Origin of the sequence: Rothia sp. LK2492 (genome assembly GCF_040946345.1) — a bacterium.
GTDB lineage: Bacteria > Actinomycetota > Actinomycetes > Actinomycetales > Micrococcaceae > Rothia > Rothia endophytica.
The window spans coordinates 108,984-123,679 of the sequence record NZ_JAYWLX010000007.1; the positions used below are offsets into that span (position 1 = coordinate 108,984).

The following is a 14,696-nucleotide window of genomic DNA, read 5'->3' on the forward strand; positions in this document are numbered from 1 at the left end:
CCATCAGTCTACTGGGTACGGCAAACCGAGGGTATTTATCAGGGCCTCAGCGGTTTTTGGAGGACAATACTGCACCCTCAACCCTCACCCCCTCAGTGCGTAAAATGACCGTGTTTGTTGCGGTCGAGCGTGGAGCTAAAGGCTAGACACTCAACCGCAACAAGCACGGTCATCTCTTCACTGATGTGCTGCCCCTATTGGGACTTAAGTACCTTGGCAATATCGTCCAGCACCGCCATATCCTCAATAGTTGAAGGCACCTTGTAGTCCTCTCCATCAGCAATCTGCCGCATGGTTTTACGCAGAATCTTGCCTGATCGGGTTTTAGGTAGACCCTCAACGATTTTGACGTCCTTGAAGTCAGCAACCGCACCAATATCGTTGCGGACGCTGGCAATGAGCTCGCTGGCCAACTGCTCTTCACTAATGTCAGCCCCTGTTTTGAGCACCACGTAACCAGCGGGACGTTGGCCCTTGAGCTGGTCGGCGAGACCGATGACCGCGCACTCAGCAACTGCCGGGTGCGCTGCCAACACCTGCTCCATGGCACCGGTTGAAAGGCGGTGGCCTGAAACATTGATGACGTCGTCCGTGCGTCCCATCACGAAGACGTAGCCGTCCTCATCAATGTAGCCACTGTCGCCGGTGGCGTAGTAGCCTTCAAACGCTTCGAGGTAGGAGGAGATAAAGCGGTCATCGTTTCCCCAGAGCGTGGGCAGGTTACCCGGAGGCATGGGGAGCTTAATGGCAAGGTTGCCTTCCTTCCCCGGGCCGACTGGTTCACCGAAGGGGTCTAACACCTGCAAGTTATAGCCAGGACTAGGCACTGAGGGTGAACCAGGCTTGAGGGGTAGAGCTTCAAGCCCGCGAGGGTTAGCTGCGATAGCCCACCCGGTTTCGGTCTGCCACCAGTTATCGATCACGGGTACACCCAGCTTCTCGGTGGCCCAGTGGTAGGTTTCGGGGTCTAGGCGTTCCCCGGCAACAAAGAGCAGTTTCAGTGAAGATGTGTCATAGTCTGCCAGCAGTGAAGCCTCAGGGTCAGCTTTACGGATAGCGCGCAGGGCAGTGGGGGCGGTAAAGAGAGACTTTGCGTTCGAGTCCTGAATAACGCGCCAGAAGGCACCGGCATCGGGGGTGCCTACCGGTTTGCCTTCATAGAGCACACTGGTTGCGCCAGCGATGAGGGGGCCGTACACGATGTAAGAATGCCCAACCACCCATCCGACGTCCGAGGCACACCAGAGCACCTCACCGGGGCCAACATCGTAGATGTTCTTCATGGTCCAGGCGAGGGCGACTGCGTGCCCGCCGTTATCTCGCACGACGCCCTTTGGCGCGCCGGTGGTACCCGAGGTATAGAGGATGTAGAGAGGGTCGGTTGCCTTGACGGTCACCGGCTCATGGGGCTGGGCCGCTGCCATGGCATCACCTGCAGACTGCCAGGTAACCGCACCGCCAGTGTCTTTAGCCTTCTGCTCAGCTTCTTCTACCGTATGCTCGAAGCCTTCCCGCTCGAAGACCAGCACTGCGCTGGGTTTGCTCGCCGATAGATCTATCGCCTTTTCTACCGCGGGGATGTACTCAATACGACGGCGAGGTTCAACACCGCCTGAAGCGGTCACAATCACGGTGGGCGAGCAGTCATTGATACGGGAGGCCAGTTCAGCAGGTGCGAAGCCGCCGAAAACCACCGAGTGGACGGCTCCCAGGCGGGCTGTTGCCAGCATAGCGACGTGAGCCTGGGGAATCATGGGCATATAAATCAGCACACGATCCCCCTTACCTACACCGGCGTTGGCGAGCGCTCCGGCGAAAAGCTCAACATCTTTCTTGAGTTCGGCGTAGCTGATTTCTTGGCGGGTGCCCAGCATGGCTGAATCGTAAATAATTGCGGTCTGATTGCCTCGCCCTGCGTCAACGTGCCGGTCTACTGCGTTGTAGCAGGTGTTAAGTTCACCGTCAGGGAACCAGCGGTAGATGGGTGCAGCACTATCGTCGATGATGGTCTGAGGTTTGGTGACCCAGGTGATGTTCTCGGCTTGCTCAAGCCAGAATTTTTCTGGGGTTTCAATACTTGCCCGGTAGGTTTCTTGGTAGGTGGTCATCGGATTACTCCTGAGGGGCGTTGGGTGATGTGTGGCGGGAGGGGTTGAGATAAATTTAGTGCTAGCAATCACAATAAGCAATAATTTGTATACAAAATTTCAGGTTTTTTCATGTTTTCCGTAAAAATCCACCATTCGGAAGAAATATTGGCGCTCAATGTATACAAAAGAGGTGGTTGCGTTTTATGGTGGTGTCAGCACAAGACCATGTGCCGTATCACACCGAGAGGATGAGCTGATGAGAGCTAGCGATCTTGCCTACCAAAGCCTGCGCAGCGACATCATGGAGGGAACGCTCTCCCCCGGTTCTGTGATTGCAGAAGTAGAGCAGTCTGAACGACTGGGAGTTTCACGTACACCTGTCCGTGAAGCAATCTCGCGGTTACTCTCGGACGGCCTTGCGGAACCAGCACCGGGGCGCGGCGTCATCGTTGCCCCTATTTCTCTTGAAAATGTCTACTCGCTCTTTGAGTTAAGGGTTTCATTAGATTGCGCCGCCGCCGCTCTAGCTGCCGGCCGTGGGGATGCCACCCGCTTTATGCGTCTTGCTGAGCGGTTTAAGCAAGCGGCAGCTGTTCTATCTGCGGGTCAAGGGAATATTGCTGAGTACTATGCTCTAGTTGATGAGTTAGATACTGCCATTGATGCGGCGGCAGCTAACCGCTATCTCTACCAGGCTCAATCGAGCTTACGCATCCAGCTCACCCGCATCAGGAAGCTGTCAAAGACTAACCCCGTCAGGTTGGCCCAGGCCGCTGATGAACATGCCCAGATAGCTCGTTGCATTGCCTCTCAGGACGCGCAACTGGCTGAAGCCGCTACACGGCTGCACCTGGCCAACGCACTCTTCGCTATCGAAGAGGCAGCCGCCTCCCAAGAGCAGCACGGTCTCTTTGAAGTAGCTGCCCACCCCTAAATCTACCGCTGGCAGCGGAGTTGCTACCGGCGTCCACCTCTACAGAACGACATGATGAAAGAGAGATAACCCTATGACCGTCAACCACAAGGTTCGTGTTTACCGCTCAGAAGAAAACCTCCCCCGCGAAGAGCAGCTTGCCTACAAAATGGCTCTGGTTGCTACCGATCCGGTAGAGGTGCTCCCCGAAGTTGAAGAGATGGTGATTAACCGTGTCATCGATAACGCTTCGGTTGCTATCGCTTCCCTTAACCGCGGGCCTATCATTTCTGCTCGCGACCAGGCACTGGCCCACGCGGCTGGTCCCGGTGGTAGCGGCGCAGGAATTTTCGGTGTAGACGCTGCCAGCAAGAAGGTCTCTCCCGAATGGGCAGCCTGGGCTAACGGCGTTGCGGTCCGCGAGCTGGACTACCACGACACTTTCCTGGCAGCTGAGTACTCTCACCCCGGCGATAATATTCCCCCCATCCTGGCAGTTGCTCAGCACGTGGGTAGCAACGGCCGTGACCTCATCCGCGGTATCGCTACCGGTTACGAGATTCAGGTAGACCTGGTTAAGGCGATCTGCCTGCACAAGCATAAGATTGACCATGTAGCCCACATTGGCCCCTCAGCTTCAGCCGGTATCGGCACCCTGCTGGGTCTGGACACGGAGACCATCTTCCAGGCCATTGGCCAGGGCCTGCATACCACCACCGCTACCCGCCAGTCGCGTAAGGGCGAAATCTCAACCTGGAAGGCACATGCCCCCGCCTTCGCCGGCAAGATGGCGGTTGAAGCTGTTGACCGTGCAATGCGCGGCCAGACCTCCCCCGTTCCCATCTACGAAGGTGAGGACGGCATCATCGCTTGGATGCTGGATGGCCCCGACGCCCGCTACGAGGTTCCTCTGCCAGAGGCAGGCGAAGCCAAGCGCGCGATCCTAGACACCTACACCAAGGAACACTCGGCGGAGTACCAGGCCCAGGCTTGGATCGACCTCGCACGTAAGCTTAACCGCGAACACCCCGAGTTTGCTAACCCCGAGAACATCGAATCCATCGTGCTGCACACCAGCCACCACACTCACTACGTCATTGGCTCGGGCGCAAATGACCCTCAGAAGTACGATCCCACTGCTACCCGCGAGACCCTGGATCATTCCATCCCCTACATCTTCACCGTCATGCTGCAGGACGGCGAGTGGGACCACGTTGGCTCCTACGCCCCCGAGCGGGCTCAACGGGCGGACACTGTAGCTCTCTGGCACAAGGTCACCACCGCTGAGGACGCCGAGTGGACCCGCCGCTACCACTCCACCGACGTTGCAGAAAAAGCCTTCGGTGGCCGCGTAGAAATTAAGCTCACCAATGGTGAGACCTTCAGCGAAGAAATCGCTGTTGCTGACGCCCACCCCCTGGGGGCACGCCCCTTCGCCCGCAAGGACTACATCGGTAAGTTCCGTAAGCTGGCTGAGGGTAAGGTTTCTGAAGCTGAGCAGAACCGCTTCCTGGAGGCTGCTGAGAACCTGGCTCACCTCAAGGACGGTGAGCTGGACGCTCTGAACATCACCGCCAGCATCGAGCTGGAAACCGGTAAAGGAGGTATCTTCTAATGCTGTACGCTCAGAAAACCGCTGCTCAAAAGCGCCTAGAGCTCCGCAAAATGCTGGCATCTGGTGACATTAAACAGTTCCCGGGTGCTTACACCCCCCTCTCTGCTCGCCTGATTGAAGAGAAGAAGTTTGACGGAGTCTACATCTCGGGTGCTGTACTGGCTAACGAGCTGGGTTTCCCCGACGTCGGGCTAACTACCCTCTCTGAGGTTGCCCAGCGCGCCGGGCAGATTGCCCGCGTCACCAACCTACCTGCCATTGTGGACGCTGACACCGGCTTCGGCGAACCCATGAACGTTGCCCGCACTATTCAAGAATTTGAAGAGTATGGGCTAGCTGGCTGCCACATTGAGGACCAGTTCAACCCCAAGCGCTGCGGCCACCTTGATAACAAGAACATGGTTGATCTTGAAACCGCTACGAAGCGTATTAGAGCGGCGGCAGAAGCCCGCAGGGATCCCAACTTCCTCATTATGGCGCGCACCGACTTGCGCGGTATCTCATCGCTGGAAGAGACCATCGACCGTATCAAAGCTCTCGTGGACGCTGGGGCCGATGCAATCTTCCCCGAAGCGATGAAAGATCTCAGCGAGTTTGAGGCTGTCTGCAACGCGGTGGATGTGCCGGTCCTAGCCAACATGACGGAGTTTGGTAAAAGTGAGCTCTTCACCAAGGAGCAGCTAGCGGCCGTAGGTATCAATATGATCATCTACCCCGTCACCCTGTTGCGTTCCTCCCTGGGAGCAATGGAAGGTGTCCTGGACACCATCGCCTCAACGGGAACCCAGGAGGGGTACGTCGATAAAATGCTGACCCGCGCCCGCCTCTACGACCTCGTTGATTACGAGGCCTACAATCAGTTCGATACCGGCATCTTCAACTTTGAGGTCCCTGACCGGTTCACATCCTAGCGGTTCCCGCGCCCCAGCGTCCGCCCGGTATTAACGCTCGGCCGGGCGGACGCCTCCACTTTCGAGCACTGACAGATTCAAAGGAGAAACCCATGTCAGAACAGTTGGACGTCAAACGCGGACTAGCCGGCGTCGTTGCCGACTACACCGCTGTTTCCAAGGTCAACGCTGAGACCAATTCCCTGCTCTACCGCGGCTACCCGGTGCAGCAGCTCGCTGAGATTCCTTTTGAAAAGGTAGCCCTCCTCCTCTGGAACGGTGAGCTTCCCACCGCTGAACAACTAGAAGAATTTACTGCTTTCGAGCGTAGCCATCGTGCGCTCTCCCCCGGCCTCAAAGCTGTAATTGATGCTTTGCCCACCGACTGCCACCCCATGGATGTCTGCCGCACCGCAACCTCCTTCATGGGCGCTACCGATCCCCAGAGCGAAGACCTCTCCCCCGAAAACGAGCTACGCAAGGCATGGGAACTTTTTGCCACCATGCCGGCCGTGGTCTGCTACGACCAACGCCGCCGCCGGGGCCAGGATGTTATCGAGCCTCGCGAGGACCTGGACTACTGTGACAACTTCCTCTACATGGCCTTCTGTGAGGTACCGGTAGCTGAGGTCAAGACCGCTTTCAACGTTTCCATGGTCTTGTACGCTGAGCATTCCTTCAACGCCTCGACCTTCACCGCCCGCGTCATCACTTCTTCCCTGTCTGACCTTCATTCCGCAGTCACTGGTGCCATCGGTGCCCTCAAGGGCCCCCTGCACGGCGGCGCGAATGAAGCAGTCCAGCACACCTTTGATGAAATCGGTGTGATTGAGGGTGAGAGCGAAGCTGATGCCAAGGCGCGGGCAAAGGCTTGGATGGACGCTGCACTTGCTGAAAAGAAGAAGGTCATGGGCTTTGGGCACCGCGTCTACAAGAAGGGTGACTCCCGTGTTCCTACCATGCAGAAGTCCTTCTTCGATATGGTGGAGCACTATGGCCGCCACGATCTCATCGGCCTCTATAAAGGTCTAGCAGAGTCCATGGACGAAGCTAAGGGAATCAAGCCCAACCTGGACTACCCCGCCGGCCCCACCTACCATCTGATGGGCTTCGATACCCCCACCTTCACTCCTATCTTCGTCTGTTCCCGCATCACCGGTTGGACGGCGCACATACTGGAACAGCGCGCTAACAACTCGCTGATTCGCCCGCTTTCTGCCTATAACGGTGTGGAAGAGCGGCAGCTGCCCTAGCGTGACGTTCTAGTCTCAAACCGCGGTGCTCCATGATGTGAAAGTTCATGGGGCACCGCGGTTTTATTGTGCCCGGGGGTGGTGAGCAGCAAAGACTTCGCGCAGGGTATCAGCGGTAACCTTGGTGTAGACCTGGGTGGTGGTGACCGAGGCATGCCCCAAAAGTTCCTGGACCACGCGAATATCGGCTCCACCTTCAAGCAGGTGAGTGGCGAAGGAATGACGCAGGGTGTGGGGTGAAATCTCACCCGGTAGCTTGGCACGTTCAGCGTGTTTTTTGAGAATGAGATAGGCTCCCTGACGGGTCAGCCTGCCCCCTCGAGCATTCAGGAAGAGAGCCGGGGTGCCCTTACCTTTGGAAGCTAATGAGGGCCGCGAGCGCACTCGATAGTCCTCAATCGCCCTGGCTGCGTAAGACCCAACGGGGACTACCCGCTCTTTGTTCCCTTTGCCAAAAAGGCGGGCAACAGCGGGAACACTGGCTGCGCTCTCTGTACCGTCGTTCTCGCTCTCCCTGTCAAAGACCACGTCATCTAAGTCAACATTGATGACTTCAGAAATACGTGCACCGGTGGAATAGAGAAACTCTAGAATGGCACGGTCCCTCAGCCCAACCTCAGTGGTGATATCAGGTGCTTCGAGCAGGCGAGTTACTTGCTCTACGGGGACTGCTTTGGGCAAACGCGCCCCCGGCGTGGGTGGCTGCACCCCGGCGGCAGGGTCAATCGTTGTAACGTTCTCTCGCAACCAGAATTTATGGGCGCCTCTCACCCCCACGATGATGCGGGCGATAGAGCGCTGGCTCAGCGGTTTTCCTGATGCTGAGGGGGTCTCAGCACAGGCTACAGCAAAGTCCCGCACGTGTTTTTTAGTGATAAACCGCGGGGCAATTACACCTACACTTGCCAGGTAGTCCCGGTAACGGTGTAAATCCCGCCCGTAGGCGGCGAGGGTGTTCTGAGCTAGTCCTCGTTCTAGCCCAAGGTACTGGAGGTAGCTTTCGATGGAGCGTTCAAGTTCCGTGGGGCGGGGTTGGGGCACTAGCGCAGGCTCCCCAATGAACCGCGGGTATCGGGGTCTCGCAGGTAGGGGTGAGCAGGCCAGGGTGCATCCGCTGGAGTCAGAGTTTCAAAGTTGCTCAAGGATGCAGCGTGGGCTGCCAACACACCCATAATCGTGCTGGGCGAATGTAACCTCGCCGCCAGGATAGCGGCTACGACCTCATCCATATCGAACCAGCGGGCCACAATTTCAGCTTCCTCTCCCTCGCGCTCCTGCTTTTCCTCATGGGGGATTTCGCTAATACCTCGGGCCAGGAAAACCCTGTTTGCTTCGGTCGAGCAACCCGGTGAGTTATGGTATTCCATGAGAGTGTCCCAGCGCTCGGCTTGCAGGAAGGTTTCCTCAGCTAGCTCACGCCGAGCTGCGGTCAGGGGCTCCTCGCCGGCGACATCGAGCATCCCGGCAGGAATTTCCCACAGGTTCATACCCACTGGCTGGCGGTACTGGTTAATCAAAAGCACCTGGTTCTTCTCGTTGAGCACCACGATAGCCACCGCGCCGGGGTGGGTGATGTAGTCTCGCCCCATTGACTCCCCATCCTCGGTAAGCGAGAAGTCATCGCGCACCACGTCCCAGATGAAGCCCTCGAACTTGGTCTCAGATTTCTGCACGAAACGTGGGTTCACCACATCGGCTAGCATCTGCTGGTCGACTACCTCCTGACGGGCGTCAATACGCGGCGCTGTGCCGTCCTTACGGCTTACCTGCTGCTTCATAGCTTCTCCTTCTCAAACGTCGACTGGTCTGATGGGCATATCTTTAGCCCAAGACTTTAGAGCTGCCCGGCTGCTTCCAGCAGCTCACGGGCGTGTTCTTGTGCAGATGCTGACTGATCATGCCCCGAGAGCATGCGGGCCAGCTCAACCACGCGTTCTTCGGTGGAGAGCACATTCACCTTAGACAGTGAAGCATCATCATTTTTAAGCACTAGGATGTGCTGGTCAGCGAAAGCTGCCACCTGCGGCAGGTGGGTCACCACCAGCACCTGAACGTTCTTGGCTAGCATAGCCAGACGTCGGCCAATCTCGATAGCCGCCTTACCGCCGACGCCGGAGTCCACCTCGTCAAAGATAAAGGTGGGCACCGGGTCCACCTCAGAAAGCACAACTTCAAGAGCCAACATGACGCGGGATAATTCACCCCCTGATGCGCCTTTGCCCAGGGGCCGCGGAACGGCCTGGCGATGGGGTGCCAGCATAAAAGTCACGGCATCTTTACCGAAGCGGTTGAATTTCTCGGTCTCGTCGACCTTAACCACCAGTGAAGCATTGGGCATGGCAAGGGCAGTTAGTTCTTCGCTGACGGCAGCAGCTAGCTTTGAGGCAGCTGTACGGCGTAGTTCCATCAGAGTCCGTGCCTGCTCCCCTAGAGTCTCACGAAGCTCACGCAATTCAGCTTCCAGGGTTTCCTGGCGCGCCGGGTCATCACCGAGAGTATCAAGACGGGCACGTGATTCTTCAGCCCAGGCCAGAACCTCTGCGATATCCGCCCCGTACTTGCGGGTGAGACCTTTGAGTTGGGCACGTCGGTTTTCTACTTCTGCCAGGCGTTCAGGGCCTTCAGAATCTAGCCCAGAGGTGTAGGCTGAGACCTCTTCGGCGATATCGGTGATGTGAATCAAAGCCTCATTAAGTCGGTCAGAAAGAGTTTTAAGGTCTTCATCGGCATCCGATTCAGAGGCTAGCGCAGTACGGGCTGAATCCAGCAACCCCAGCACGTTAGGGGCATCAGCATCCCCGTATTCGGTACCTGCCAGAGCAGCCGAGGCAGTGGCGGCGGCCAAACGTAGAGACTCAACGTTAGTGAGCTTCTGACTCTCTGCATGGAGAGCCTCGTCCTCACCTTCAAGAGGGTTGACACTGTCAATTTCTGCTAGAGCGCCCTGCAAAGTCTGTGCTTCCAAAGCGCGGGCGCGAGTATTTTCTCGCACGTCCCGTAGCTCACCAGCAGCCTGCTTGAAGCGTTCGTAGTTCTTCTCGTATTGAGCGAGCAGGCGTCCAAGTTTTTTACCGGCATAAGAATCTAGGGCATGACGCTGCTCGGCAGAAGACTTAAGGCGCAACTGATCTGACTGACCGTGCACTGCCACCAGCGTATGCCCGATATCAGCTAGCGTCCCAATAGGGGCTGAAACCCCACCCACATGGGCACGAGAGCGCCCCGAAGCGTTAACGGTTCTCGCCAAGAGCAGTTCATAAGAACCGTCTTCCAGCTCCTCAGTTGACCCCCCGGCGTCATCGGCTAGCCCAATGGCTCTGTGCCCCGCTGGCAGTTTAATGACGGCCTCAGCCAAAGCGCTAGAAGCCCCGTTGCGCACGCTGGAGGCATCAGAACGTGCGCCCAGTAGCATCCCCAGCGCGGTCACCACCATGGTCTTACCAGCACCAGTCTCACCGGTCAGCACAGAGAAGCCCGGTTCTAGGGGAAGGCGGGCATCGGTGATGACCCCTAAATCGCGCAGATGAATCTCTTCAATCACGGGCTATACTCCTGGGTTAAGGCGGCTAATGGGCAGAGCCGATGTGGCAGGGCTAGCCGTACTGGGGCCTCGCCAACCGGTAGTAGGTAGCTCAAACTTTCGGACCAGACGCTCAGAGAAGGGAGCCGGGTGCATACGGGCTAGGCGCACCGGTTTGGACGATCGCGTCACCTCGATACGGGCCCCGGGCGGCAAATCGCGGGTTCGGCGTCCGTCGCACCAGAGTACACCTTCAGCGCCATTGGTGGGCAGCAGCTCGACCGCCATCATCGAGGTCGGGGCAGTCACCAGTGGCCGAGCAAAGAGCGCGTGGGCAGATAAGGGAACCATGAGCATGGCTTCAACGCTGGGCCAGATAATGGGCCCTCCTCCAGAGAAGGCATAGGCTGTTGAGCCGGTGGGCGTTGCCAACACCACTCCGTCACAGCCAAAGCCTGAGAGCGGGCGGCGATCGACCTCAATGACCACTTCAATCATTTTCTGGCGGTTACCTTTTTCAACGCTGGCCTCGTTCAGCGCCCAGGTATCGAGGATTTTTTCCCCGCCTTTCCAGACCTTAACGTCAATGGCCATGCGCTCTTCAACGGTATAGTCGCCGGAGACAATGCGATCTACTGTTTCGGCAAGGTCAAACTCTTCCGCTTCTGCAAGAAAGCCTACGTGACCCAAGTTGACGCCCACCAAAGGGATTTGGGTGTGCCGGATCATCTCGGCTGCGCGCAGAATAGACCCATCTCCACCCAGCACCACGCCCAGTTCAATCTCGTTGAGAGCAACACTTTCGTGTGCGACCGCCACGGGCACAGGATTCTGCCATCTCTGGGTAAGAGCTTCAAGGTCCGCTCGGTTCATGACCGGCACCAGACCCGCCGCATGCAGCTGGGCACAGGCCGCCCGGGCAGCGTTTCGGGCTTCACTTCGCCCGGTGTGGGCAAAAACTAAAATCTTGCGGGTATCGCTACCGTCTATGAGCGCGGGGGCACTAGTTTCATTCACAGTTTTAGGCTAGCTGAAAGTAGTTCTTTTTTCCTCACTAGAAACACAAAACACCGAAGTTTTCGAACATTTATTCGAAAATTCGGTGTTTTGGTGTATTACTCCGGTTTGTGACACCAGAGGAAAAATTCGACATTACCGTCTTGACCGGGGAGCGAACTCTCTTCCTGCCCCCTGATGACCAATCCGTACTCCTCGGCACAGGCCCGCACCGAGTTAACAGCATCCTGGCGTGCTTGGGGGTCTGTGACCACGCCGCCCCTGCCCACACGAGCACTTCCGACCTCGAATTGTGGTTTTACCATCAGCACGAGGTCTCCACCTGCACGGGTCACTTCTGCTAGAGGTCCAAGCACCTTGGTCAGAGAGATGAAAGATAGGTCAGTGACCGTCAGGTCCACCTGTCCACCAATATCTTCTGAGTCCATGTGGCGCACGTTCATGCCCTCATAAACATCAACTTTGGGGTGTTCCCTCAGCCCAGGTACCAGTTGACTGTGCCCAACATCCACCGCTGCTACCAGGGTAGCACCCCGCCGCAGCAGGACGTCGGTGAAACCACCGGTTGATGCACCAGCGTCCAGGCAGCGTTTGCCCTCTACGGTAATGCCCGTAAAGGTATCGAAAGCACCGGCCAGTTTATGTCCGGCACGACTGACGTACTCGGTCAGCTCGCTGCGGGTAATGCTGACGGTGTCACCCTCCCGCACTTTCTGGCCCGCCTTGGTGGCAGGCTGACCGTTAACATTCACCAGGTGAGCGTCAATCATCTTAATAGCCAGGGTACGAGAACGGGCAATACCCGCCTGCACCATGTAGTGGTCAAGTCTCATATTGCCCGTTTCCTTATGTAGTGTATTAGCCTCAGCAACTAGTTGAGGCTTTCCTGCAGCTCTTCAGCTAGCCTGGCGTAACGGTCGATTCGTTCGCTGGGGTCCAGTGCCAGGGCAGCTTCTAGAGCTGCTTCAAATTCGGGGTCTAGCTCTACGCTAGGCTCTTCCTTAGCCACGGTTGAATACCTCAGGAGCTCTGGGGGCCTCGTGCACATCTGGGTGGGCTACCCACCAGGCTGCGCAGGCAACTCGCCAGCTATCGACCTCTGCACCGGCTCCGTTCAGAGTCAGTTCGTTCCCCTTCACCTCAGCAATAAAGCCAGCGGCTTCTGCTCTTGCTCCAGTAGGGGTAACCTCCACATCGATCTGCGGATAGGGCTCAAAAAAGCCCTCCAGGGTTTCAATAATGTAAGTCGGACGCTCGATGGTAATGGCAGCCAGCACCGACTGGTAGGTATCAACACCGGTCATCACCATAGCGGTTGCTATCTGTGCCCTGTTACCACCTTGAATATCGGTATCCAGGCGGTCGCCCACAACCACCGGACTGGTAGAGCCCAGCTTCTGCGCAGCGGTGGTAAAGATTGGTGACTCGGGCTTACCTGCAACCTGAGGCTGACGCCCAGTAGCTGTGGCAACAGCACCGACGAGGGTCCCATTCCCCGGAGCGATACCGCGCTCCTTGGGGATCGTGAAATCCGTGTTGGAGGCAACCCAGAGCACAGATTTATCGGCTAAGGTGTAGGCAGCCTCAGCGAGATCTTCCCACACCATCTTGGGGTTAAAGCCTTGAGCTACAGCGACCGGCTCATCGTGCTGCGATCGAACCGGGGTAAGACCGGCAGCTTGAACGCAGTCCGCTAACGCCTGGGCCCCTGTAATTAGCACCTTAGCGCCTGCGGGTAGCTGTGCAGCCAGGAGCTCAGCAGCTGCCTGAGCAGAGCTAATAACGTGTTCAGCGTCAGTCGTGACGCCCAGCTCTACCAGGTGCTCAGCAACAGCATCAACGCTCCGTGAAGCATTGTTGGTAACAAAAGCAACCTGCACCCCGGCGTCCTGAGCACGGTTGAGCGCATCAGGAGCCCCCTCAATCGCTAAGGGCCCAGCGTAGACTACGCCGTCAAGGTCAGAAAGAATCGCATCGTGCGCATCAAGCAAGCTCTTAGTCACGGCTATCGTCCGCTTCAACGGCAAAGAGGGAGTCTTCAGCTGCTTGTTCTTCGGTCACGGTCTGCTCAACAGCAGACTGCGCAAGTGCGGCATCTAGTTGCTCTTCATCATCTTCAACGCCATCAACGGGTTCAGTTTCTTCACCCAACAGTTCAGCTATTTCTTCTTCGACACTGGGCTCTTCAGTCACCACGTCCTCAGCATCCTCAGCCTGGTCTTCGTCTTCCAGGTCAATGGCCACTTCTTCGGGTTCGAACAGGTCGTCCTCAGTGAAGATATCGAAGATTTCAGGTTCAGCGAATTCTCCCTGGCCCAGGGCAGCCTCGGTAACTACGGCTAGGCGCGCCCAACGGCGTGCTTCAGCAACACGACCGTCCTCTTCCAGAAGATCGGCGTAGGCCTCAAACAGGCGGGGTGAGTAGTCAAAGCCGCGCTTAGGATCCAGTTCGGGAATCTCTAGTGCGCTAATTGCTTTCTTCAGCTCGCCGGCATCATGGTGTATACCGGAAACCACGATAGCAACCTCTGCGCGTACAGCAGCCGGTACTTCCTCATCCTTGGCTTCTTCGGCCAGGGTAAGTGCTTTCTCCATACGGCCCAGTGCGCGCTCACAGTCCACCATCAGTGCCAGGTGATCATTGGATCCGGAGATTCGACGGTGAGTGCGCAGTTCGCGTAAGCACAGCTCGTAGTCGTCAGCAGCGTAGGCGGCAACGCCTACAACCTCACGTACCAGCCCGATGCGACCAGCTCGCTTTGAAGCTGCAACAGCGTGCTCCAGAGCGAACTCGGGATCAATATCAATGTAGCGCCCTACCATCACCAGGTGCTTGGCGACACCTTCAGCATTTTGAGCTTCGAGCTGGCGCAGGGCACGCAGGGTCCAGTTTTCTAGCTCCTGACCCGTTACATCGGTGTCAATTTCAGGTGAGTTGCGGCGGTAGTCTGCTACAGGTGCCTGCGCGGCGTCATCACGCTTAAATTCTTTGCGAGGGCCCTTGTCGAAACTGCGGTCATCACGACGGTTTGAGTCCCGGCCTCCGCGGTCGTCAAAACGCTTGGGCCCGCGGTCATTACGGTTATTGTCGTAGGAGCGGTTGCCGCCGCGATCATTACGGTCAAAGTTCCTGTTACCGCGTTCCTCACGAGGGCGATCACCATCAGAACGACGGTTACCGAAACCACCACGGTCATCACGGTTGCCGTAGGAACGTTCACCGTCATTGCGGCGCTTATCAAAGCCGTGGTTATTGCGGTCTCCGCGATCATCAAAACGCTTAGGGCCGCAGTCATCACGGAAGGTGCGCTCACCATCGTTGCGGCGATTACCGAAACCACCACGGTCATCACGACGGTCAGAACGATCATTACGACGATCGCCAAAACCACCACGGT

12 protein-coding genes and 1 pseudogene are annotated in these 14,696 nt (G+C 57.2%); 4 read left to right on the plus strand and 9 right to left on the minus strand.

From position 1 onward, the window contains the following. Positions 1–194: 194 nt before the first annotated feature. On the minus strand, positions 195–2,108 hold the full coding sequence (locus tag VVR27_RS08980) for a propionyl-CoA synthetase (RefSeq protein ID WP_368548039.1): 1,914 nt from the start codon (positions 2,106–2,108) through the stop codon (positions 195–197). 238 nt (positions 2,109–2,346) lie between these two features. On the opposite strand from VVR27_RS08980, the gene VVR27_RS08985 reads away from it, so the two are divergent. The 4 genes from VVR27_RS08985 to VVR27_RS09000 all read left to right on the plus strand — a co-directional run bounded on the left by VVR27_RS08985 (position 2,347) and on the right by VVR27_RS09000 (position 6,761). After that, complete coding sequence (locus VVR27_RS08985; RefSeq protein WP_368548040.1) at positions 2,347–3,024, plus strand: GntR family transcriptional regulator; 678 nt, start codon at positions 2,347–2,349, stop codon at positions 3,022–3,024. Positions 3,025–3,097: 73 nt separating this feature from the next. Next, a complete protein-coding gene (locus VVR27_RS08990) occupies positions 3,098–4,618 on the plus strand; it encodes an MmgE/PrpD family protein (protein WP_368548041.1) in 1,521 nt (506 codons plus the stop codon). Further along, positions 4,618–5,529, plus strand: coding sequence for a methylisocitrate lyase (gene prpB, locus VVR27_RS08995; protein ID WP_368548042.1), 912 nt, complete (start codon positions 4,618–4,620; stop codon positions 5,527–5,529). Before VVR27_RS08990 ends, prpB begins: the two co-directional genes overlap by 1 nt. Positions 5,530–5,621: 92 nt before the next feature. Beyond that, on the plus strand, positions 5,622–6,761 hold the full coding sequence (locus VVR27_RS09000) for a bifunctional 2-methylcitrate synthase/citrate synthase (protein ID WP_368548043.1): 1,140 nt from the start codon (positions 5,622–5,624) through the stop codon (positions 6,759–6,761). Between the two features lie 63 nt (positions 6,762–6,824). Here the strand turns inward: VVR27_RS09000 and VVR27_RS09005 are convergent, their stop codons facing one another. The 8 genes and pseudogenes from VVR27_RS09005 to VVR27_RS09040 form a co-directional block, all read right to left on the minus strand. After that, a complete protein-coding gene (locus VVR27_RS09005) occupies positions 6,825–7,802 on the minus strand; it encodes a site-specific tyrosine recombinase XerD (RefSeq protein WP_368548044.1) in 978 nt (325 codons plus the stop codon). Then, the gene (locus VVR27_RS09010; protein WP_368548045.1) at positions 7,802–8,539 is read right to left on the minus strand and encodes an NUDIX domain-containing protein; all 738 of its coding nucleotides are present in this window, start codon (positions 8,537–8,539) and stop codon (positions 7,802–7,804) included. Before VVR27_RS09010 ends, VVR27_RS09005 begins: the two co-directional genes overlap by 1 nt. A 56-nt stretch (positions 8,540–8,595) precedes the next feature. Then, positions 8,596–10,302 (minus strand): DNA repair protein RecN, encoded by a 1,707-nt coding sequence (recN, locus tag VVR27_RS09015; protein ID WP_368548046.1) that lies wholly within the window; start codon positions 10,300–10,302, stop codon positions 8,596–8,598. Positions 10,303–10,305: 3 nt separating this feature from the next. After that, the gene (locus VVR27_RS09020; RefSeq protein WP_409349949.1) at positions 10,306–11,298 is read right to left on the minus strand and encodes an NAD kinase; all 993 of its coding nucleotides are present in this window, start codon (positions 11,296–11,298) and stop codon (positions 10,306–10,308) included. Positions 11,299–11,396: 98 nt separating this feature from the next. After that, a complete protein-coding gene (locus tag VVR27_RS09025; protein ID WP_368548047.1) occupies positions 11,397–12,131 on the minus strand; it encodes a TlyA family RNA methyltransferase in 735 nt (244 codons plus the stop codon). 38 nt (positions 12,132–12,169) lie between these two features. Beyond that, positions 12,170–12,307, minus strand: a complete 138-nt coding sequence (locus tag VVR27_RS09030; RefSeq protein WP_251379722.1) for a GTPase — start codon at positions 12,305–12,307, stop codon at positions 12,170–12,172. Then, positions 12,300–13,301, minus strand: a complete 1,002-nt coding sequence (locus VVR27_RS09035) for an HAD-IIA family hydrolase (protein ID WP_368548048.1) — start codon at positions 13,299–13,301, stop codon at positions 12,300–12,302. Before VVR27_RS09035 ends, VVR27_RS09030 begins: the two co-directional genes overlap by 8 nt. Further along, positions 13,294–14,696, minus strand: a pseudogene (locus VVR27_RS09040) (hypothetical protein); the annotation flags it as partial. The gene VVR27_RS09035 and the pseudogene VVR27_RS09040, both read right to left, overlap by 8 nt.

Bases quoted from the DNA above. Each gene is read 5' to 3' on its own strand.
- VVR27_RS09025 (WP_368548047.1), bottom strand. From the start codon at position 12,131: ATGAGACTTGACCACTACATGGTGCAGGCGGGTATTGCCCGTTCTCGT.
- VVR27_RS08985 (WP_368548040.1), top strand. From the start codon at position 2,347: ATGAGAGCTAGCGATCTTGCCTACCAAAGCCTGCGCAGCGACATCATG.
- VVR27_RS09000 (WP_368548043.1), top strand. From the start codon at position 5,622: ATGTCAGAACAGTTGGACGTCAAACGCGGACTAGCCGGCGTCGTTGCC.
- prpB (WP_368548042.1), top strand. From the start codon at position 4,618: ATGCTGTACGCTCAGAAAACCGCTGCTCAAAAGCGCCTAGAGCTCCGC.
- VVR27_RS08990 (WP_368548041.1), top strand. From the start codon at position 3,098: ATGACCGTCAACCACAAGGTTCGTGTTTACCGCTCAGAAGAAAACCTC.
- VVR27_RS09010 (WP_368548045.1), bottom strand. From the start codon at position 8,539: ATGAAGCAGCAGGTAAGCCGTAAGGACGGCACAGCGCCGCGTATTGAC.
- VVR27_RS08980 (WP_368548039.1), bottom strand. From the start codon at position 2,108: ATGACCACCTACCAAGAAACCTACCGGGCAAGTATTGAAACCCCAGAA.